Annotated in this window: 19 protein-coding genes and 1 pseudogene; 3 read left to right on the plus strand and 17 right to left on the minus strand. The window is 59.8% G+C overall.

What is annotated here, in order from left to right; all coding sequences use genetic code 11:
- Positions 1–718 precede the first annotated feature (718 nt).
- The 11 genes from ACIQ09_RS16720 to ACIQ09_RS16770 all read right to left on the minus strand — a co-directional run bounded on the left by ACIQ09_RS16720 (position 719) and on the right by ACIQ09_RS16770 (position 8,547).
- Positions 719–1,135, minus strand: coding sequence for a DUF4279 domain-containing protein (locus ACIQ09_RS16720; RefSeq protein ID WP_398312393.1), 417 nt, complete (start codon positions 1,133–1,135; stop codon positions 719–721).
- Positions 1,113–1,628 (minus strand): hypothetical protein, encoded by a 516-nt coding sequence (locus ACIQ09_RS16725; RefSeq protein ID WP_398312396.1) that lies wholly within the window; start codon positions 1,626–1,628, stop codon positions 1,113–1,115. The genes ACIQ09_RS16720 and ACIQ09_RS16725 overlap by 23 nt, the downstream gene beginning before the upstream one ends.
- Before the next feature lie 102 nt (positions 1,629–1,730).
- Positions 1,731–2,210: a hypothetical protein gene (locus ACIQ09_RS16730; RefSeq protein WP_398312399.1), complete on the minus strand. Its 480-nt coding sequence runs from the start codon at positions 2,208–2,210 to the stop codon at positions 1,731–1,733.
- Positions 2,211–2,299: 89 nt separating this feature from the next.
- Positions 2,300–2,809 carry a hypothetical protein gene (locus tag ACIQ09_RS16735; protein WP_398312402.1) on the minus strand — a complete coding sequence of 170 codons (510 nt, stop codon included), beginning with the start codon at positions 2,807–2,809 and terminating at the stop codon, positions 2,300–2,302.
- A 70-nt stretch (positions 2,810–2,879) separates the two neighbouring features.
- Positions 2,880–3,362: a DUF1444 family protein gene (locus ACIQ09_RS16740; protein WP_398312405.1), complete on the minus strand. Its 483-nt coding sequence runs from the start codon at positions 3,360–3,362 to the stop codon at positions 2,880–2,882.
- A 672-nt stretch (positions 3,363–4,034) separates the two neighbouring features.
- On the minus strand, positions 4,035–4,505 hold the full coding sequence (locus ACIQ09_RS16745; RefSeq protein WP_398312408.1) for a hypothetical protein: 471 nt from the start codon (positions 4,503–4,505) through the stop codon (positions 4,035–4,037).
- A gap of 1,127 nt (positions 4,506–5,632) precedes the next feature.
- Positions 5,633–6,583, minus strand: coding sequence for a 5'-nucleotidase (locus ACIQ09_RS16750; protein ID WP_398312410.1), 951 nt, complete (start codon positions 6,581–6,583; stop codon positions 5,633–5,635).
- Positions 6,584–6,683: 100 nt separating this feature from the next.
- On the minus strand, positions 6,684–7,115 hold the full coding sequence (locus ACIQ09_RS16755) for a hypothetical protein (protein ID WP_398312413.1): 432 nt from the start codon (positions 7,113–7,115) through the stop codon (positions 6,684–6,686).
- 24 nt (positions 7,116–7,139) lie between these two features.
- Positions 7,140–7,496 (minus strand): hypothetical protein, encoded by a 357-nt coding sequence (locus ACIQ09_RS16760; RefSeq protein WP_398312416.1) that lies wholly within the window; start codon positions 7,494–7,496, stop codon positions 7,140–7,142.
- Between the two features lie 99 nt (positions 7,497–7,595).
- A complete protein-coding gene (locus ACIQ09_RS16765) occupies positions 7,596–8,096 on the minus strand; it encodes a DUF2199 domain-containing protein (protein ID WP_398312419.1) in 501 nt (166 codons plus the stop codon).
- Between the two features lie 133 nt (positions 8,097–8,229).
- Positions 8,230–8,547 carry a hypothetical protein gene (locus tag ACIQ09_RS16770; protein ID WP_398312422.1) on the minus strand — a complete coding sequence of 106 codons (318 nt, stop codon included), beginning with the start codon at positions 8,545–8,547 and terminating at the stop codon, positions 8,230–8,232.
- 122 nt (positions 8,548–8,669) lie between these two features.
- On the opposite strand from ACIQ09_RS16770, the gene ACIQ09_RS16775 reads away from it, so the two are divergent.
- From ACIQ09_RS16775 to ACIQ09_RS16785, 3 genes and pseudogenes are all read left to right on the plus strand, one after another.
- Entirely contained in the window at positions 8,670–8,969 is a 300-nt protein-coding gene (locus ACIQ09_RS16775; RefSeq protein WP_398312425.1) for a phage integrase N-terminal SAM-like domain-containing protein, read from the plus strand.
- Positions 8,962–9,038, plus strand: a pseudogene (locus ACIQ09_RS16780) (hypothetical protein); the annotation flags it as partial. The gene ACIQ09_RS16775 and the pseudogene ACIQ09_RS16780, both read left to right, overlap by 8 nt.
- 72 nt (positions 9,039–9,110) lie before the next feature.
- Positions 9,111–9,299 (plus strand): tyrosine-type recombinase/integrase, encoded by a 189-nt coding sequence (locus tag ACIQ09_RS16785; RefSeq protein WP_398312445.1) that lies wholly within the window; start codon positions 9,111–9,113, stop codon positions 9,297–9,299.
- Positions 9,300–9,506: 207 nt separating this feature from the next.
- Here ACIQ09_RS16785 and ACIQ09_RS16790 read toward each other — a convergent pair whose 3' ends face one another.
- From ACIQ09_RS16790 to pqqD, 6 genes are all read right to left on the minus strand, one after another.
- Positions 9,507–11,078 (minus strand): peptide chain release factor 3, encoded by a 1,572-nt coding sequence (locus ACIQ09_RS16790; RefSeq protein ID WP_398312428.1) that lies wholly within the window; start codon positions 11,076–11,078, stop codon positions 9,507–9,509.
- A 93-nt stretch (positions 11,079–11,171) separates the two neighbouring features.
- Positions 11,172–16,796, minus strand: coding sequence for a CHAT domain-containing protein (locus tag ACIQ09_RS16795; RefSeq protein WP_398312431.1), 5,625 nt, complete (start codon positions 16,794–16,796; stop codon positions 11,172–11,174).
- A 123-nt stretch (positions 16,797–16,919) separates the two neighbouring features.
- A complete protein-coding gene (locus tag ACIQ09_RS16800; RefSeq protein WP_398312433.1) occupies positions 16,920–17,273 on the minus strand; it encodes a GNAT family N-acetyltransferase in 354 nt (117 codons plus the stop codon).
- Positions 17,274–17,491: 218 nt separating this feature from the next.
- Positions 17,492–17,986 carry a hypothetical protein gene (locus ACIQ09_RS16805; protein ID WP_398312436.1) on the minus strand — a complete coding sequence of 165 codons (495 nt, stop codon included), beginning with the start codon at positions 17,984–17,986 and terminating at the stop codon, positions 17,492–17,494.
- Positions 17,987–18,096: 110 nt separating this feature from the next.
- Positions 18,097–19,239, minus strand: coding sequence for a pyrroloquinoline quinone biosynthesis protein PqqE (gene pqqE / locus ACIQ09_RS16810; protein WP_398312439.1), 1,143 nt, complete (start codon positions 19,237–19,239; stop codon positions 18,097–18,099).
- Entirely contained in the window at positions 19,239–19,514 is a 276-nt protein-coding gene (pqqD, locus tag ACIQ09_RS16815) for a pyrroloquinoline quinone biosynthesis peptide chaperone PqqD (RefSeq protein WP_398312442.1), read from the minus strand. The genes pqqE and pqqD overlap by 1 nt, the downstream gene beginning before the upstream one ends.
- Positions 19,515–19,596 lie beyond the last annotated feature (82 nt).

Raw genomic sequence — 19,596 nt, forward strand, 5'->3', positions numbered from 1 at the left:
GACGCCGACCGGCGGTGGGAAGATTGACTGTTGAAGCGTCCATGTGTCCTCCAGAAGATGGTGTTGGAGGACATGATCGTCAGGGGATTACGAGCGACTGAGAAGATGACTTGGCTGGACGCTTACGGAAAACCGGCCTGCCGGCCGGTCATTGGGAAACGGTACTTGACGGGGATGTCCTTAGAAGGTGCTAGGCCGCTTGCTCAGGTTGCCAGCAAGTCTGAGTTTCATGTGAACGACTGCCCCTTCTCTAGGGACGACTTGCCAAGAACATAAGCAGTGCGGAAAAGACGAGACCATAGACCGTGGCCAAGATATTGCGAACTAACAGGGGGAATGGCAAGGCTCTCAGCTTTTGAGAGAAGTGCCAAAGGTTCGCGAATAGCAAGAAAACCCCGACAACAGCCAAGACTAAGGACATTACGACCGAGAGCCAATTCTGAGGGGGCTGCTTGATGTACCACTTGCTTGCCGCCAAAACGAAGCCAGCGATCCCGATATTTCGTATGTTATCAAAGATCATTTTGATGACAACATCGCTTTCGCAGGCGTCACACAGAACTTGGCTAATTTTGGTATTACCTTGTCGCATAGAGGCTTTCATGACTTCAGACGGGAAATTGCGGCCTAACGTGAAAGTAACCGGCCTTGCGCGCAAGGTCCGTTTCGCACAAGGTCTGTGTTGACCGCAGGGTTAGGCGCCTGATGGCACAGACGATTATTCATAAAGCCAAACGCTAAGAGATATATTGAGTTCGCCAAGCCGCACCAGCAACTCGGGTTCAATGCAGAGCGACAACGAACCAGACGCCGCTTTGCAATCGAGATATGGGCGGTAGCCTAATCCCTTGAGATGGCTGAGCGCCTCTGATCTGGGTGAAAGCAGATCAATCCACTGATCGATTTGTTCTTCGATAGTGTGATCAACATTCGCGTTGAGTAACTCTAGTTTCCATATGCCAAGATGCGAGATGTATCGATGGCCATTCTCATACTCGGCGGAATCGCTGACCTTCACCGATTGAGTAGGGGTGAGATCGAGTAGGCGAGTTACATCATCCGGGTTGACGTCTTCGCTACAAAACACTAATTGCGTAGTGTTCGCCGTCGACTCAGAAATTGCGCGCTGTTTCATGGGCTGCTTTTACGAACTGGACTGACGAATCAAATATGACTACGTAGCGGGTCTCGGAGAATGAATGCGAAAGGAGTACGCGGGCGTATCCAATTTCTTGACCGTCATTCCGCCGGATAAAGATTGTGACGGCGTCAATGATGCCAACAAGCTCAGATGCGTGCTTCACGTTTCCGAGGTCGTCGATTTCTTGTGACCATGTAACTTCGATGGGCTTGGCGGCGCGATCGTAAACAGACAACCCGTCGATATACGCTTTGCGCTTTGATTTGTTGAAAATGGGAAGCTGAATCAACGCCTCGGCGTGGCTGCGCTCTCTGAGTTCGGGGTGAGATATGGCGCCAACGATTAGTCTTTCGTCCGACTTTGCATCTTCGTGAATGGTGCGCGTCAGCCTGTAGCTGCGGTATGCGGTGGCGGCAGAAAAGATCGCGGTTAGCGCTGCCAGCGTCGCGGTAGCGACTGAAGTGGCTTGAGTGGTGATGCAGTCCATAGGCATACGAGGTATGTGCGAGGGCGTGTTCGAGACGCCTAACGATAGAGCTCAATGGCTGGCGGGCAGCGAAGCTGGCCGACAGTCCGGTGCAGCGGATTGTTATGGCTTGGGTTTCTCATTGGACGAAAAATTGCGAATGATTTTGATGGTTTCTGCAATGTCATAGCCGTTACCGGATTCATCCATGGGCAAAGCCATCGTAAGATTTTTACCCCGAGCCATGATGAGATAACGGATGCCGACTCGTAGGCTAAAGCCGCAACCACGAGGTAGCCCGTCAATGTTTTCAGTTTCAACAACACTATCCGTGCCTGGCTCTCCTTTAAGTGCCTCCATCTCTGAAAAGTGGATTTGATCGACTAGACGATTAGGACCTCGGTCAGATGGGATTTTTTGCAGTTCGGCCGCCGTGCCAATGAATACGCTTTCTGCATATTGATATGCTCCTTTTACAACCTCTGCCCATGGCTTGGCCGGGCCAGGTGATGGAGGGCAAGCAATAGCGTTTTGGATTGACTGGCCTGCCAAACATGCGAGCCCTGTTGCGACCCACAGAAGGCTTCGTGGGATGAGGTTCATCTGATAAGCCCTAACGTAGAAGTCACCGGCGCTGCGCGGCTTTATCGCGCAGCGTCCAGCGACTGAAAGGAGCGAGGTTGAGCGCCATGTTAAGAGCGCTCAACCGGGAAAATTGGTTTCAGTGCCAGAGCGGCCAAACCAGCCACCGCGAACACGACTGCGGCTACTACTGGAATAAACGCGAAGGCAATTCCGGAGGTGAAAAGCCCTTGTGAGGAATAAGCAAGACCTATCGCGGGAATAAGCCAAATACTTTGAAAAATACCCAGTGCAAACCGATTTAGATAAACAGAGCCTGTTTTGGCCAGTGAGCGTGAAAGCAGCGAAATTGAAGTGCCCAATATTGGTGGCGCTAACAGTGAAGTTGCTATTCGTTGAAATAACATCTCCCACTCGTTGTTGCCATTGAGTAGATAGGCGGCAATCGCGCACACAGCGGTACCCAGCACGGTTCCGAAGACGAAATAAACGTAATGTTTCCAGTGAGCCAGAACCTTTGTTTCTTGCGATTTAACGACCAGCCGTTGTGCGATGAAGCCAGATAGCCAGCACATGAATACAAGTGCTGGCAAATAGAAGAGAGCAATGACAATACCCAAGCTTCGCTCCTAACGTTTGACATGAGAGGCATGACCCGGCTTGCCGAGGCATGTCCTCTCGATTGAAGGGTTAGCCATACAGCGGCGACCAGGAAGACGCTTCCCGCCGGTAAAGCGTGTTCGTAAGAGGATGATCGACTTCGTTGCTGCCGCGCTGGCAGACCTGATTTAGCTCGTTGATTGCCTCTGCAGTCAGTGAATCTCCGAACGCCAGAACATCTCTGGCCGGAAAGGCGACTACGTGCCCGTTCGGTGCAAGGTGCGAGTACCACTCTGACCAAAACTCCTCCAGTAGTACAAGGCTTGCTTCAAAGTTGCCACCCATCAGGACGGCGTAGATATTTCCGTATTGCCTTACTTCGACCCGCTCTTCCGCGAGTGCAGCCAGATTCTGAACGGCAATGGCATGCAACTCTTCCATGCTCATGCCTGCTTCTGTCAGATGTCGATACTGAACGTATGCGAACGACTCTCCTTCGTCGACCAAGTACGCTGCAAGCAACCGATGACCCAGCGCCCGAATGACGGGGCTTTCAGAGTCTGGTAGCTCCATGACTGGGTGTCCAGACAGAGGTTCTTCAACCTTTAGATAGGCGACGGCTCTATGGCAAAAGGCTCTAGTTTCTAGCGACATGTGGAGGATGGCTAACGTTCCAGGTAAAGGACGCTGCGCGGCGCTTTTTCGCGCAGCGTCCAGCGACCGGAGGGAGCGGCCTTGACCGTAGGGTTAGGTACAACCGTTTGGATTTTTGACGACATATTTACCGTTCATTTCAAGTTGTCTATTTGTTGTTTTATCTAAGTTTTGAGATAGATCGACAATGAATAACTCACCCTGGTGCTCAACGTAGCCTGACAGCTCTTTTAGTTGATAAGGAGCGGAATTAGGCCACGTGTAATAAACAGTGATTTGGTCGGTGGTGTACCTTTCCTGCTTGGACGGGGAGCGGACTGTAACTAAGAGATTTGTTCTTCCGCCGACAAACCACTGAATTGGATTGTGTGGCAGATTTGGCCAAGTGCCTTGAAGCCTGGTTACACAAAGCGAACCCTCGCTTGCAAGCTGAACACTTTTCTCAAAATTCGGTGGGCGAAATGGACCGCCGCAGCTTGATAGTAGAAGTACGAGCAGGCAAATTGGATAGAGCCGCATAGTTGTGCCTAACGTTTGACATGAGAGGCGGCACAAGTGCGCAGCCTTTGGGACGTCCTCTCGATGGAAGGGTTAGACCTCATTCTCTGAGCCTGCATGAAGGACTTCTTGTTTTGACTCTGCGGGAGGCGGTTGCAGAATTTTCCAGTTGTCTTCGTGCTGCTTTACGCGCGAGTCCATGGACTTCTGACTCATTGTCAGCGTTCGTTTGCCGCCTGTCCTTAGCACGTTCGGTGCGGAGAGAAGAACATCAAGTTCTCCGTGCTCAAACACAAAGAATCGGCTTCGAGGGTTTAACCTATCAAGTAGCACAACGACCAAGTAGTCGAACCCGCCCGCAAAGTTTCCGTTGACCGCGAGCTGGTTTGGCCAGTCAATGGTCTTGACTTGAACGCGCTTTGTGCTCTCGTTTGTGACGATTACTACGTCCCATCCCTTTTGCGTTTCACCGTGAGCGAGATAAGCCTCAATGTTCCTTTTTAGCAGTTCGCCAAGAACGAGATATTCACCGATTGCAGCTGAGACAGAGCGGTTGTTGTTCATATAGGGCGTTGTGAGGTCTAACGTTGGAAATAACCTGCTGCCGGAGTTGCGCAGCAACGAAGGGAACCCAAAGCGCAGCTTTGGGCAGTCAGGTCGATTGAAAGGTTAGGTTTCATGCGCATAGCGGCCTGTATCAAGAGGCTTTGCACCCATAGGAGGGTAGTGTATGCCGTCCATTAAATGACATCATCGCGGCATTTGTCTTAAGTGAAATGGTGACGACGCAATTTTTAATTTCCAGCGAGCCGCCACTTAAGGGTACCTTCTCCACGTACGCACCATTTACGCTTTTTAATACCGATAACCTAGAACTTTCGAAATATCCTGATCTCGCCGGCATTTCTATCATATAGCGATTTGGAATATTTCCATAGAACAAACCATGCTTCGAAAACTCCATCGCGGAAGTTGGTTCTTCGACGTATAAGAGCCACCTAGATTCGCTCCCGGCCAACGACACGCGCGTAGTGAACTGAATGAGGACACAACCACCTAACAGCGTGGCGACTAAGCAGAGAAGCACTCTCTTCATTGGAACCTAACGTAGAGCTAACCGGCGCTGCGCGGCTTTATCGCGCAGCGTCCAGCGACCGAAGGGAGCGAGGTTGAGCGCGGCGGGTTTAGCGCGGGCCTTGATGTCAGGCCACAGAAGTATGGCGACACCAGTGATGCACGCGATTAAGAGAACGGTGCCTTGAACAAGCGCGGATGACGAAACACTAAGCCCCGAGGCACTGCGAGTGACGTTGTGCACGATGATGGAGCCGAACAAGAAAGCGGGAACGCACAGAAGTGCCGCACCAACTCTGCGACACAGTGCGAGCGCGACAGAGAACCGATTTGGCACAACAGCAGGGAGCCAGAGGGGGGCGGAAAAAAGTGTGCCTACTACCAGCCAAAACACTTCTGTGGCGGTGCTGAAACTCTCAGGTTCGACAGCGTTAGAGAATCCGCTTCCCATTGCCGCGACAAAACCACCTACGTGTGTCGCCGCGAGCAGAAGAATGAGTTGTAGAGGCACAGACATTCAGGCCACCTAACCTTTGACGTGAGGGGCCGCCGTAGCGGCGAAGCCGCGAAGGGAACCCACAAGCACAGCTTGTGGGCGGTCCCTCCCGACGGAATGGTTAGCCCGCACTCTCGGCTTTCTTGTTTGTAATCCCAAAGGGAATATGGACTGACGGAACTACCTCGGAGGCTGTCTCCAAATGACCAGACTGATCATCGAAAAATATGTGTGGGCGTAAAACCCCAAGAACCTTTCTTTTCTCGATGCCGCCCAGGAAGAAGGCGTCGTTTGCCATAACGCCCCAGCTCTTTAATGTGTTCATCGCTCGCTCATGAGCAGGAGCATCCCGGGCGGTTACGATTGATACTCGAAGCCTGTTCTTGTATGTGGGGTGATTCCTCTTTCTTTCCTCCTCTACGGACTGAATCGAGGAAACGCGAACCAAGAACTGCTGCAATGGGCCGGGATTGTGGGGTTGCATTGCATTCATGACTTCATGAGCTTTGAACTCATTTACGTCTTTGTGAGCTTGATAAATGCTCTCTGACTCATCATCAGCAAGCACCCCATCAAAGTCGAAAGCGATCCTCAAGCCTGCATCTTCATCATCATCAACAACGGCTGAGTTCATTACATGGCCAGCAGGCATGTTGAGACGAATAGCCGACTCCACATCATCTTTGTTTCCAGATAAGAACAGCGAGATGTTGAGTGCAGGAATAAATTCATACGGACCTTTCCCCTGCATAAATATGGCTCTTGTCATTCCAATCCCGTAATGCTCAATCGACTTCATTACTCGAAGGCCTGTGTCAGGATCGTTTCTGGATAAAAGTATGACTTCAACCAGAGGGTCGTCGCTTTTCGGGCTTAGATCGTTGAGAGACAGGAGTCTTTTTATGAATGAAAAGGCGATTCCCTTTGGAAGAGGATTGTTGAGGTTTCTTTCCTGAAATTTACGATAAAGAGCCTCTCCGTCTCTCTTAAAGACAGCATCGGAGGCTGATAGGTCGAACATCGCGCTAGAGGCGACGCCAATAACTAATCGATTTTCTAAGTCGTATGCCATAAGTACGATCCGATGTGGCTAACGTTGTAGGTAAGGGGCGCTGCGCGGCGCTTTATCGCGCAGCGTCAAGCGACCGGAGGGAGCGGCCTTGACCGATTTGTTAGCGCTCATTCTTGGCTTCGGCGATGGCTTCACGTGTAGCCTCCAGCAGATTTTCGAATGGCTCAGGAGGTTCTCCTTCGTATGAAATGACCGCACCGAAGTCTTTTGCCAGCGCGCAACTAACGATTAGCACGGATGCGCAGTCCTTCATGCTGCCACGCCAAATCATGCTTACGGCCAAGTCACTATCCCCGATTGTCTCTAGGAATTCGTCGTTGTCGCCAATGACGTCCTTGGCTGGCTCTGTGAACAATTCGAACCCGACATCAGAGATTCCTGCCAATACACATGGCGAAAAGCCAGAGTCTTCTAGAAGGTTGAGAGTGGGATCGAGTTTCAAGTCGAAGCCGAGCGCGTCGATTGATGCTTGAAGCGCCGCGCCGCTCGGAACCTGTGACTTCTTTAGAAAGGCGAACTGCGTGTTGGACATGGGTTCTCCTTGAGCGCTAACGTCTTAGCTCAGCGGACGCCGAAGGTGGTCTGCTGCAGCGTAGGGTTGGGCGGCAGGGTTGCGAACCGCAAACACCAGGAATTCGTATTCCGTAGGATTTGCGTGGCGCAGCTCACTAATGATTGATGCACAAGGCTTGCCGTTAACGAGAATCTCCGGTGGAATGGTGAATTCCGCTAAATCGGGATCGCCGAAGCCAACGCGTGCCCCAATTTCAATTAGCCTTGAAATTGCTTCGTCGATCTCTTTCTCCGATGGCGCCGCAACTCCGGGTGGGGTAGAAAAACGGCCAGAGGTTATGTGCCACATGAACACCAAGTCACGGTTGGCTTCGGCGACGAGATTAGAGATCCAGTTCATTGCGGTTTGATCTGCTTTGACGCCCAACGTTGAAAATCACCGGACGGAGGCAAGCGCAGCTTGCCGGAGGTCCGGTGGATTGTGATGTTGGGCGTCGTGCTACCCATGTAGACAAGCCTCGGCAATTTGCTGAACGCGAGCCATTGTGATGCCATGCTGTTGTTCAAGTGACAGCGGGTGATCGGAGGGCTCCAGGACAATGTTGGGGCGCTCGCCAGCAGGCATGGTTTGGACGCTGGTCTTGAGACTCAAAGTGGTGGGCTCATAGGGCAGCGCACTTTGCAGCCACCCGAAATATGGAGGCTCAGTTTCGCGCCCTTCGCTATGCCAGAGTTCGCATGCACGAAGGAAATTCGTTTCGCTCAGCGAGACCCACGCAAGCCAAACGAAAGGGCCGGGACCATCGATGACCGGGAGAAGAATGCGACCGAGGACAAAGAAGTGCTTGTCATCCAATACACATTGGTCGGAGGTAAGTTCGCCGCGAGAATTGCGCTCAGCCTCCGGCAGAGAAAGCCAAAGTGCGGGAGCGCTAGCACCGAAGCACATTGGCAACTCATTGTGATATTGCCCGCAAGTGGCGCAAACGAAGCCAGTCATTGAGACGCCCAACGCCAAAGTTCACCGACGGCCATGCGAAGCATGGTCGTCCGTGTGCAACGACCAGTTAGGCCGGCGACGTAGGTTGGGCGCTGCACGGCCAGCCACGAGGGATGCTGATTGCGCAAATTGCTTACGCCTCAGAGTCTTGCGGTAGCACTTCATCGTAGGCAACGAATCCAAACTCGTGTTGCATGGCTTTCTCAAATGCGTTGATAAGGTAATCGGCTTTGCCGCTCAGGTTCTCCGGAAAAATTGTGCCGCCCCGCTCGAACCGAATGTCGATCCATCCGGCTTGATTGATCCACTCCTCCACAGTTGGCCAATCATGCTCAGTACCTTCTGCCTGTCTGAGGAATGCAAGTAGGGCATGACGATCGCCCGGGAGAAATGCTCCGCTGCACTCGGCAGTTGCTACTGCTGTTGCCGTAAACGCATGGATTTCGTACATAGGCCTAACGTGAAGTAGACGACAAATGTCGCCTCTGGCGTCTTACACGACTGTCGCATAAGCCGCGAAGATGTGCTAAGTTGCTGTATATAAATACAGTAATCGAGGAGTTTTGCGTCATCATGTCGTCTACCCTTCTTGCGGCTCCCCCCTCGTCGCCCCGCTTGCTGGATCAGGTTCGGGAGCGGATCAGGGTCAAGCATTACAGCCTGAGAACTGAGCAGGCTTATGTTGGATGGATTAAACGCTACATCTTCTTTCATGACAAGCGGCACCCGCGGGACATGGGCAAGGTGGAGGTGGAGGCGTTTCTGGGCGTGCTGGCAGTAGAGCGCAACGTGAGCGCGGCCACGCAAACCCAGGCGCTTGCCCTCGGTGATGACCCGCGCCGAAGTGTCGGCCCTGCTGGGTGCGATGGATGATCCGGAGGTCGTCCTTCCCGCACGGCTGCTGTATGGCGGTGGGCTGCGGCTTCTGGAATGCCTGCGTTTTCGGGTGAAGGATGTGGACGTGTCGCGGAGGGAGATTCTGGTGCGCGATGGCAAGGGGCAGAAGTCGCCGGCATCGTCAAAATGGTGTCGCCGCACACGTTTCGTCACTCATTCGCCACCCATCTGCTGGAGTCGGGCTACGACATCCGCACGGTGCAGGAGCTGTTGGGGCATGCGGACGTGAAGACCACCATGATCTACACCCATGTGCTCAATCGCGGTGGGCGCGGGGTGGTGAGCCCGCTCGATGCGGTGTTGTGAGTGTGTTGGCGGGGGCTTTGGTGTGGTGCAGCTGGGCGGGCGTGGGCGAATGAATTCGCCCCTACAAAGGCATCAGATCGTGCGGGCGTTGTAGGGGGAGCATTCGCCCGCCGGGCCTGATTGGGGCTTGGCGGGGCAGTGTGCGGGGAGGTCGAATGACTTCGACCCCGCCAAAAGAAAACCCCCGATTCGCCGGGGGTCTTGGGCTCAGTAGATCTCGCGGGTTTCCAGAAACTTGATGTCCGGAAACCGTTCCTGGGCCATCTGCAGGTTCACACGGTTGGGGGCGAGGTAGACGTAGTCGCCGTTGCCGTCGAAGGCCATATTGGCGGGGGATTTGTCGGCGAGGGTGCGCAGGTCGGCGTCGGAGCCGCGCAGCCAGCGGGCGGTGACGTAGCTGCAGGATTCGAACATCACGTCCACGCCGTATTCAAACTCCAGCCGGTGGGCGACCACGTCGAACTGCAGGGTGCCGACGGCGCCGAGGATGAGTTCGTTGGTGGTGGTGGGGCGGAAGAGCTGGGTGGCGCCTTCCTGGGCGAGCTGTTCGAGGCCCTTCTGAAGTTGCTTCATCTTCAGGGGGTTCTTGATCTGGGCGCGGCGGAAGTGTTCCGGCGCGAAGCTGGGGATGCCGGTGAATTGCAGGTCTTCGCCTTCGGTGAAGGTGTCGCCCAGGTGGATGGTGCCGTGGTTGGGGATGCCGATGATGTCGCCGGCGAAGGCTTCGTCGGTGGTGTTGCGGTCTTGCGCCATGAAGGTGATGGCGTTGTTGATGGCCAGGCTCTTGCCGGTGCTCACCTGCTTGAGCTTGCCGCCGCGCTCGAAGCGGCCGGCGCAGACGCGGATGAAGGCGATGCGGTCACGGTGCTTCGGGTCCATGTTGGCCTGGATCTTGAACACGAAGCCGGAGAACTTGGGTTCGTCGGGCTGCACCTGGCGGCTCTTGGAGGGGCGGGCCAGGGGGGCGGGGGAGAGGTCTACCACCGCGTCGAGCAGGCTCTGTACTCCGAAGTTGTTGACCGCCGAGCCGAAGAACACCGGGCACTGCTTGCCGGCCAGGTAGGCTTCCCGGTCGAAGGTGTGGGAGGCGCCGCGCACCAGTTCGATGTCCATGCGCAGCTCGTCGGCCTGGTCGCCGATGACTTCATCCAGGCGCGGGTTGTCGAGGCCCTGGATGATCTCGGAGGTGCCTTTTTCGGCCTGGGGGTCGAAGAACTGGATGCTGTCGTTGTAGAGGTGATACACGCCGCGGAAGCGCTTGCCCATGCCGATGGGCCAGGTCATGGGGGCGCACTGGATGCCCAGCACCGATTCGATTTCGTCGAGCAGCTCGATGGGTTCGCGGCCCTCGCGGTCGAGCTTGTTGATGAAGGTGACGATGGGCGTGTCGCGCAGGCGGCACACGGCGAGGAGCTTGATGGTCTGGGCTTCGACGCCGTTCACCGAGTCGATGACCATGACCGCCGAGTCCACGGCGGTGAGGGTGCGGTAGGTGTCTTCGGAGAAGTCTTCGTGGCCCGGGGTGTCGAGCAGGTTGATGACGCACTCGCGGTAGGGGAACTGCATCACCGACGAGGTCACCGAGATGCCGCGCTGCTTTTCCAGTTCCATCCAGTCGGAGGTGGCATGGCGCGCGGCCTTGCGGGCACGGATTTCGCCGGCCACCTGGATGGCGCCGCCGAACCACAGGAGCTTTTCGGTCAGCGTGGTCTTGCCCGCATCGGGGTGGGAGATGATGGCAAAGGTGCGACGGCGGGCGATTTCCTGGGTGGCGGACATGGTGCGGTGCGGTAAGGCGGAAAAGTCCGCGATTATACAGGTCCGTGACGGCTGCCCGGAGGCGGCCGTCACACTGTCAGGCGGGGCTGGCGTTCAGGGTGTCAGCGCAGCCTTGATGTCGACGAGGGCGCTTTTTGCGGTGGCTGCGGCCTCTTCCTTGCCGCTGGCTGGGGAGAGGTGGGTGATGACCAACAGCAGGATGTCGATGGTTGAACTGACTGACTCCCGCTCCCGCGGGGCAACCTGACCGCTCATGAGTAGCTGATAGGCGTCTCGGGCCTCGTCGAGCTTTTTCTTGCCCCTGTTGCTGCTGGCTAGCGCAAACAGGCCTTCGGCCAGCAACAGGTCGGCACGTGCCGCCTTGCCCCAGAAGCCCTTGGCCGGCGTGCTGGCTTCAGCGTCCCTTAGCGTTTGCAGGTTGTGCTTCACGTTGCTCAGTGATTCGGGCGAGGGCGCAGCGCCGACCAGCAGGCAGAGGGCGCAGGCGTTGGCGGCGTTGAGGGCCGGGTAGCGAACGTCGCCGCCTTCCTCCCGGGTCTTGTCGGTGGCCAGGCTGCTGAAGCGCAGCATGGCCTCCAGGGTGTGCTGCACGCCAGTGGTCTCGCCGGCTTTGATCTGGCAGAGCAGGCGGCGCTTCTCGACGGCAGCTTGCAGGTTCAGCCGCTCGGCGTTGGGTTGCCGGTCGGGGTCGCTCACAGCCAGGATGGCTGTCGCCCGGTCAAGGAGGGTAAAGGCTTCATCAAATCCGCCGTTCCCGTTTCCCGAAACGGTGTCCGTTGCGGCCGCGTGCTGGCCCTGGTCAGCCAATACCTTTGCCCTGCGGGTGAGCATGTTGGCGAGTTGCTCCTCGGCCTTGCGGGAGGCGCTTCCGTCGGGGGCTGACAGGGCCCGGCGATAGAAGTCGATGGCCTCGTGATGAAAGCTGTACTCGGCAAACAGGCGGCCGAAGCCTTCGAGGATGTCGCCGCGGGTGATCCAGCCCTGCCGTTCGCACAGGGCGAGGAGAGGTTTGGAATGGCGCTCGGGTGAGGTCTCGGCGTCCTTGTCGAGCTCGCGGGAGAGGCCGGCCCGAAGGGTGAGGCGCTCCAGTTCGTAAAGCACCTCGGTGGCTGAGAGGTAGTCGTAGCGGGGCGCTCGGGGTTTTTTTGCGGCAGCCTGGCGGGGGTGTGAAAGCACGAAGCCGGGATCACCGTAGCACTGGTAGGCGCCCCAGGTGTTGGAACTGCTGTACTGCTCGAAGGTGGTGCGTCGGGCGGCAAGCACCGATTCGCCGAAGCTCTCGCCGGCCAGGAAGCGGTCGTAGAAGGTTTCGGCAAAGAGCTGGGCGGCGTCGTCACGGACTTCCCAGCCGGCTGCGATGACGCAGCGCACACCCGCTTCGATGAGTTGAGTTGCCAGGTTGGCGGCCAGTCCGGGGCTGCCCGGGCGAACACCGGCGCCGGGCCGGCCGGCGAGATCGGCGGTGCTTGTTTCCTCGATGCGCCCCAGGTTGCAGCAGTTGAGGAAGACGAAGTCGGGTACGGCACGCATCTGCTCGATGTGTGCGGGGGTGAGCAGGTCGCCGCCGCCTATCACCATGCCGGTCGCCTTTTTCATCGCCGGCAGGGTTTCGGTGGCCGGAATGTTCTGCTCGTAAACGCCGTGGCCGGACAGATGCAGGATGCGCCATTCATCGCTGAACAGATCGAGAAGGATCTGCCGGGCCTCGTCCTGGACGTGCAGGCTGGGCGGAATGCCGGCGCCCTCGAGCTGGGTGGCAACGGCGCGGGCTTCCTTGACGGCACCTTCCAGCGGGCGCAGGAACCTGGCCCATTCGCCCAGCTCCGGGTCGCCCACGACCAGGGCCTTGAAGTTGTTCGCCCGCCTTACGTTCAGGCGGAACTGTCCAGTGGTGAGCTGGCGGATCAGGCCGCTGCGCACGGACAGCGGCTGGCCGCTGTCACTTTCGTGATCGGTGGCCCGGTCGCGCAACAGTTCCCAGGGGTAGGCGGCGGCGGTTTTGTCGAGGACGAGCTGGGTGCGGCGGCGGTCCGGGGCGAGATCTTTCAGCCAGTTGGGCACCAGCAGTTCAAAGAGGGCGCGGCCAACCTGCTCCTGGTCGACGGTGCTGCCGATAAGGCTTTCGGTGAAGCGCTCGATGTCCTTGAAGGGAATTGCGTTGTAGGTGCGCTCGGCGCGGGCCAGTTCGCCGTAGGCATCGAACATCAGGCGTGGCGGCGCGCCGGTGTCGTCGTTGCCGATCGTGCTGATGGCGATACGCTGCCACAGCCCTTCCTCGGCGGTTGCGGCGGCCCGGCGGCGGTGCCCCGGGTGGGGCCGGATGGCGGCATCGACGAAGAAGGAACGGGCCAGCTCGGTGTCCACGTCCACGGTATCGCGGGCGGCGCGCAGGGCATGGATGGCCTTGTCTTCGAGCACTTCGATGAAGTCCAGCCGCGCGAGTCGGACCCGGCTGGCCAGGCCGGCCTGCCGCAAGCGCAGGCGGGCGTCCCGGTGGCCGCGCATGATCGCCGCCACGGAGTCCTGCAGGGTCAGCTCACCAATTCCGGCTCCGATCAGCAGCGTGCTGACGCCCAGGCTCAAGGGCTCGTTGTTCGCGCCGTCGGCACCTTGTGCCTGGTGGGCTTCCAATTCCTCGATGGCAAAGGAGGCGACCGCCCGGGATACCGCCTGGGACAGTTGCCCACCCGAGAGCTGGCCGATGCGCCCCATGCCGATGACGATGGCGCCTTTGGTGAAGCCTTTGTTGCTGTTCTTCCGATAGATCGAAAACGTACCCAGTGCGCCCGCATGAAGCCCGGCATCGAGGCGCTTTTGCATCCGCCCGCCAAGGGCCTGGTCGAGGAGCTTTTCGGCGAACTCCAGGGCGTTGGCGCCCCAGGTATGACCGACCATTACCGCCGATTCGGCGTACAGCAGGTCGCCGTGGAGCACGCGTACTTCGGTGCGGTAGTTGCTGCGGCTGACCTTGCGGGCTGAGCGCAGGGTGCCGCCGGTGGCCGCCGCGATGAGCTCGCCGCGACTGGGGAAGAGGGCGGCCTCGCTCTCCTCGGTGCGCCAGGCGCGAGACTGGCTGCTGCCACGGGAGATCGGAGGATGGGTGGCGAGCTTGTCGCTGCGCCCTTTCTCGAGAAGGTCCAGGTAGCCGTCGTAGGCGTCGCTGGCCTTGGGCAGGTCGCCATGGGCGGCGCGTACGTAGTACACACGCTCTCCGGCCATGCAGCTCTCCGGGATACCGGTGGCCCAGGGTACGCGGCCGTCGCCCTGGGGCGTGGCCATGAGCTGAAAGCGCCCCTTTGCGTCGATCAGCGCTTTCTCGGGGGTCTGCTCGGCCACGCCGGCCACGTAAACAAGGCGTGGGCTGAGAAGCAGTGGATCGCCGTCGAGGGTGCGCCAGATGTCGCGGGAACTGCTCAGAACCTCTGCGATGGGGAGCGGCCACTTGCTTCCGCCGTCCGCTTTCTGGAAAGCCTCCCAGGTAACGAGATCGCGAATGTTCTTGTCGTCGCCCTCAGGGGTAAAGGGCAGTAGCTCCATTACGCCGGGGAAATGGATGGCGGTCTTGAGGAGTTCTTCCTGGGAGTGGCAGACGTCCAGGAGGGCGAGCTGGCGGAAGAAGGTGTCGCGCCCGGTGAGGAGCAGGGTGATGGCGTGGGAGCCCTGGTTGGGTGTGCCGAGCATCAGCACTCGCGGGTCGCCAGGGTGGCTGTTCCAGCGCGCCCACAGGTCCTTGTCGCTGGCGAAGGCGGCCCGCAGGAGCACGCCGCCCATGGAGTGGGCGACGAAGTGCACAGGTTTGCGGGAATCGATGGTCGCCTTAAGTGCGGCGTCGATGGCCTCCACCAGTTCTGGCAGCGCTTCGCTCAGGGACTGGCGCCAGTCGTAACCATGCATGGTCACCTTGTACCCTCGTTGGCGCAGGGTGTTCGCGAGGGGCACGTAGGTGTCGGCGAGGGGCCCGCCGGCGGTGACGGTGCTTTTGATATTCAGCTTCTTGCGAAAGGCGCCGCCCGCGAGGGCGAGGAGCTTGGCCCAGGTTTCGTCCTCGTTCACAAGGAGCTCGGAACCGCACAGGCCCGGGATGAGGATCACGGTGCCTCGTACGTCTGGACCGGTGGGATCTTTCTGATTACGCGGGCTGAACCAGCCTCGGGCATGTTCGCCGGTGCCATCGGCAAGGGGCCATTCGCCCAAGTAGTCCTTGAAACGGTCGTCGGCATCGGCGGCGTGGGTGAGGGCGGCGACGATGGCGCCAGCGCTGTCGTCGTTGCGGAAATAGCTGAAGTGATTGACGTCGGCGCCGCTGCGGAACTGGACCTTGCAGCGTGGACCTTCGGCGGCGCTGGTGCGCCGGGCGCCATCCAGCATCGAGCGGGTATCCACCACCAGATCGTGGTCGCGCTCGTAGAAGCGGTCGGCGAGCCAGATGCGCAAGGCCGCCAGACGGTCGCCCTCGACGGGGGCGGCGTCGCCGGCGATGACGAAGAGTTCTCCCCGGGCCGGCGCCGTGTTGATGATGCTCACCAGGCTCGAGCCGGGCATCATGGCCTGCAGGCCGGGCAGTTCGTCCGGCCGGCGGCGGCTGGTCAGTACGGCGGCAACGGTCTCCCAGAGGGTGTCTACGCCAATCCCGATCAGCTTGCCCACCGGGCCGCCAAAGCTGCGCGTGCCACTCTCCTTCATCTCGAGGCCGATGGCAGCGAGCACCAGCAGGGAGCTGAACTTGTCGAGCTTGTCACCGGCGAGGCTGGTGCCGCGGGATGGGCAGGCAGCGCGCACGAAGCGGTCGATGGACAGTGCGGGGCGCTTGAAAAGTTCATCCAGGAGCTCGCGGAGGTCCGCCTTCTGGCTGTCAATGGCCCGGCTTTCGGAGGCGTTGTTGGCTTTCTCGGCATCCAGGGCAGCGAGAGCGCCGTTAAGGTCGAAGCTGCCCGGGTCAAGGCACAGCATTTCGCCCACCAAACCTCCGCGCGAGTGGGACAGGAGGCTGACCTTGCCCTTTTGCGGCAGCAGGCGCGCCACGCGCAGGGCGTTCTCGATGGGGCTGCGGGTCAGCGTCCAGTGCTCCAGTGCGTAAATGCGCTCTCCAAAATGCTTGCGCAGGGCCTTCCACTTGTCGGTCTGATCGGTCCAGAGCCGGGAGAAGCTGCCTGTGGTGCTGGAGGCTGTTCCGTGAAGGAGGATCAGCACCGGGCCTCCGTCCGGGATGGGGGAGGCTAGGCTGGCGCCGAGGCTGCCATTGGCGTCCACCGGAAACAGGCCTTCGGTGGGAACGGCCCGGTTCTGGGCGCGCTCGACAATGGTGTCGCGTAGTGCGTCATCGGGATGGATGTCGAGCCAGCGCAGCGCCTTGAGGGCCAGCTTGCCGTAAAAGCCGCGCCGCGCATCGGGTAGATCCAGGCTGGCGGGAAGGGTCCAGGCGCCGTCGCTGTCGACGCCGCGGGCATCGGGATTGTCGGGGTCGGCCAGGCGTTCGCGTAGGTCGTCGGCGGTGGTCCAGAAGTGCAGATCGCCTTCGACCTCGACTTCGACGAGGGCGCCGGCGGGGATCTCGTTGAGCACACTTTGACTGCTGCCCCGCGCCGATTCGGTGGCGAGTTCGATACCGAAGGCCTGGACACCCGGGAACAGTTCGCCAGTGTTGCCCTGCGTGGTCAGCCACAGGGATGCATTCTCGATTTTCTTGCCGATGACCCGGATCTTTACGTTGCTGGCCACTGTGCTTCTCCCCAATCCTGTTTTTGTCATGGCTTTCGATTCGCCCGGAATAATGCGCTCCGTTCCGCGGAAGAATAGCCCTCAGGGCCATGGAATCAAGATGTACAGGACTTCGGAAGTGGCTCAGTTTGTCTTGAACTCCATCATCATCAGCCTCCTTCCGCCGGCTTCGCCCTTGCCCATCAGGCGGAAGCCGAGGCGGGCGAAGCGGCGGCTGCGGGCGGTGGACACCAGCAGCCTGCCGTTGGGGAAGTTCTCCATCACCCAGGCGATGCGGGCGGCGATGAGGGTACGGGCGATGCCTTGGCCGCGGGCGTGCTCGGCGACGGCCGACAGGTAGAGGATGTGAGTGTCGCTGGCCCAATCGGCAGCCTTGATGCCGCCCACCCCGACGACCTCTCCGTGTTGGCGGCAGATGAAGAAGCGCCGGTAGAAGGGCGGTGGCATGGCCTGCAGTTGTTCGACGATGCGCGCCATGCCGTAGCGCTCCGGGTCGGCGAAGGCGGTCAGCAGGATACGGGCCGCCGCGTCCCGCGCGGCCGAATCGGTGGCGTCCAGGGGGCTGATGTGCAGTTCGCCATCTGGCGCAGTGGTGTCTATAGCGTTCTCCTTGCGGCCGGATGGCCGGGGTTGGACGCTATTGGAGCTTCGCGATGTTGCAGGCGTGTTGCGGTGACGCGCAGTGGGTGATGGGCTCAGGGAACAACGAAGAAGCGGAACTTGCGGGGCAAGTTGCTACGCAGCTGGATCGGCCCGGTGCGGGTGCGGCCAGCGGCGCCGGGCTCGCGGGTGTACACCTTGACGCGGGGGGATGGCTCGGTGAGCAGGCGGTCTGCATCGCAGCGGATCACGCCCCCCTCCGTTTGCCGGTTGATGCACTGGGACAACCAGGCCGGGCCGACCAGGGGGGGCTCGGAAGGCGCTTCTTCGACGATGATCTCGGGGCCCTTGGCGGCGGGTTTTTCCACCTTGACTGGGGCTTTGTCGTTACGCAGCGGGGCCTTTGGGCGGGGAGCGGGCGGGCGGGTGGTGCTGCCCGGCGATGCGTCGTCCCGGCTGGAGCCTGCCGCATCGGTGCCGGCGTCCGGTGTCGAGGTAACGGGTGCAGTCGTGCAGGCTCCGAGGACGCAGGTCGTCAGGGCGGCGGCGAGTAAGGAACGAAATGAAGCGCGGAATGGGTTTGATATCATGGGATCGGGCCTTGCAGCGCGCGATCTTAGCACGGCGGGATCGATCCTCCGGAGTGCCGCAGCAGGTGCCGACATGCCTGCATTTACGCCTTCTCCAGCCCCGGGGCTCGTCAGAAGGCGCGGCCCAGCCGGGCGGAGTTCTTTGGGTCGCGGAAGACCAGTGGGTGCTCCTTGCCGGATTTTTCCGCTTCGGCCAGGGCCGTGTCGATGAGGGCGTGGTCGGGTGATTTTGGGCACACCGGGTCGGTGGCGCCGGGGTCGCCGGTGAGCATGAAGGCCTGGCAGCGGCAGCCGCCATGGTCCTTATCCTTGTCCTCGCAGCTCTGGCAGGTTGCGGGCAGCCAGGCGGTGCCGCGGAAGCGGTTGAAGAGGGGCGATTCGTGCCAGATCCAGTCGATGCTGTGATCGCGCACATCGGGAAACTCCAGCCCTGGCAGCATGCGGGCGGTGTGGCAGGGCAGGGCGAGGCCGTCGGGGGTGACGGAGAGGAAGACCTCGCCCCAGCCGTTCATGCACTTCTTGGGTTTCTTCGTCTGGTAGTCGGGGGTAACGAAGAGGATGCGCATCTTCTTGCCGAGCCGGGCCTTCCAGCGTTCGGTCACGGCCTCGGCCTCGGCCAGCTGGGCGGCGCTGGGCATCAGGGCCTGCCGGTTGAGGAAGGCCCAGCCGTGGTACTGGGTGTTGGCCAGTTCCAGGTATTCGGCGCCGATCTCGGCGGCCATCTCGATGATGCGGTCCAGGTGGTCGATGTTGGTCCGGTGCAGCACGCAGTTGATCACCGTGGGGTAGCCGGCGGCCTTGGTCATGGCGGCCACCTTGCGCTTGAGGTCGAAGGTGCGGGTGTTGGTGATGAGGTCGTTGGCTTCGCGGGTGGCGTCCTGGAAGGAGAGCTGGATGTGGTCCAGGCCGGCGTCCTTCAGGGCAGCGAGGCGTGCTTCGGTGAGGCCCACGCCGGAGGTGATGAGGTTGGTGTAGAAGCCAAGCTTGCGGGCTTCGCGGACGAGAATCTCGATGTCGTCCCGCAGCAGGGGCTCGCCGCCGGAGAGGCCGAACTGGGCGGCGCCCAGAGCGCGGGCTTCGCGGATGACCTTGAGCCAGTCGTCGGTGGACAGCTCCGGCCCGGCCTGGGCGAAGTCCACGGGGTTGTAGCAGAAGGCGCAGTGCAGGGGGCAGCGGTAGGTGACTTCGGCCAGCAGCCACAGGGGGCCGGGACGGCGCTGCAGGGCGGCAGGCGGAACGAGCAGGATGTCCATCAGTCGGTGTTCCAGGTGATCCAGTTCTGGGCGTCGGCCATCTCCAGGAAGGCCTCGACTTCCGGGGCCAGGCCGCTGGCGTTGAAGGCGGCCTCCAGGTCGGCCACGATCTGCGGCACCGTGCGTGCGCCATCACAGCGCTTGAGGATCTCCCCCGCGCTCTGGTTGAGCTTGACCATGCCCTCGGGGTAGAGCAGCACATGGGCCTGCTGGGCGGGCTCCCACTGGAAGCGGAACAGGCGGTTGATGGCTGGGCGGGCAGAGTGCTGGGTCATGGTCGATGTGCGAGGTGGGGTTCGCAGGGGTCTGCAGGAGTTTGTGGGGGTGTAGGGGCGGCTTGAGTCGCCCGCGGACATA

It is taken from the genome of Zoogloea sp., from assembly GCF_044344315.1.
Classification (GTDB): domain Bacteria; phylum Pseudomonadota; class Gammaproteobacteria; order Burkholderiales; family Rhodocyclaceae; genus Zoogloea.

What these genes read in the sequence shown, in the direction of transcription:
- ACIQ09_RS16760 (WP_398312416.1), bottom strand. Translation starts at nt 7,496, where the DNA reads ATGAACTGGATCTCTAATCTCGTCGCCGAAGCCAACCGTGACTTGGTG.
- pqqE (WP_398312439.1), bottom strand. Translation starts at nt 19,239, where the DNA reads ATGGACATCCTGCTCGTTCCGCCTGCCGCCCTGCAGCGCCGTCCCGGC.
- ACIQ09_RS16725 (WP_398312396.1), bottom strand. Translation starts at nt 1,628, where the DNA reads ATGGACTGCATCACCACTCAAGCCACTTCAGTCGCTACCGCGACGCTG.
- ACIQ09_RS16720 (WP_398312393.1), bottom strand. Translation starts at nt 1,135, where the DNA reads ATGAAACAGCGCGCAATTTCTGAGTCGACGGCGAACACTACGCAATTA.
- ACIQ09_RS16750 (WP_398312410.1), bottom strand. Translation starts at nt 6,583, where the DNA reads ATGGCATACGACTTAGAAAATCGATTAGTTATTGGCGTCGCCTCTAGC.
- ACIQ09_RS16740 (WP_398312405.1), bottom strand. Translation starts at nt 3,362, where the DNA reads ATGGAGCTACCAGACTCTGAAAGCCCCGTCATTCGGGCGCTGGGTCAT.
- ACIQ09_RS16765 (WP_398312419.1), bottom strand. Translation starts at nt 8,096, where the DNA reads ATGACTGGCTTCGTTTGCGCCACTTGCGGGCAATATCACAATGAGTTG.
- pqqD (WP_398312442.1), bottom strand. Translation starts at nt 19,514, where the DNA reads ATGACCCAGCACTCTGCCCGCCCAGCCATCAACCGCCTGTTCCGCTTC.
- ACIQ09_RS16730 (WP_398312399.1), bottom strand. Translation starts at nt 2,210, where the DNA reads ATGAACCTCATCCCACGAAGCCTTCTGTGGGTCGCAACAGGGCTCGCA.
- ACIQ09_RS16805 (WP_398312436.1), bottom strand. Translation starts at nt 17,986, where the DNA reads ATGATATCAAACCCATTCCGCGCTTCATTTCGTTCCTTACTCGCCGCC.
- ACIQ09_RS16755 (WP_398312413.1), bottom strand. Translation starts at nt 7,115, where the DNA reads ATGTCCAACACGCAGTTCGCCTTTCTAAAGAAGTCACAGGTTCCGAGC.
- ACIQ09_RS16800 (WP_398312433.1), bottom strand. Translation starts at nt 17,273, where the DNA reads ATGGCGCGCATCGTCGAACAACTGCAGGCCATGCCACCGCCCTTCTAC.
- ACIQ09_RS16790 (WP_398312428.1), bottom strand. Translation starts at nt 11,078, where the DNA reads ATGTCCGCCACCCAGGAAATCGCCCGCCGTCGCACCTTTGCCATCATC.
- ACIQ09_RS16770 (WP_398312422.1), bottom strand. Translation starts at nt 8,547, where the DNA reads ATGTACGAAATCCATGCGTTTACGGCAACAGCAGTAGCAACTGCCGAG.
- ACIQ09_RS16745 (WP_398312408.1), bottom strand. Translation starts at nt 4,505, where the DNA reads ATGAACAACAACCGCTCTGTCTCAGCTGCAATCGGTGAATATCTCGTT.
- ACIQ09_RS16775 (WP_398312425.1), top strand. Translation starts at nt 8,670, where the DNA reads ATGTCGTCTACCCTTCTTGCGGCTCCCCCCTCGTCGCCCCGCTTGCTG.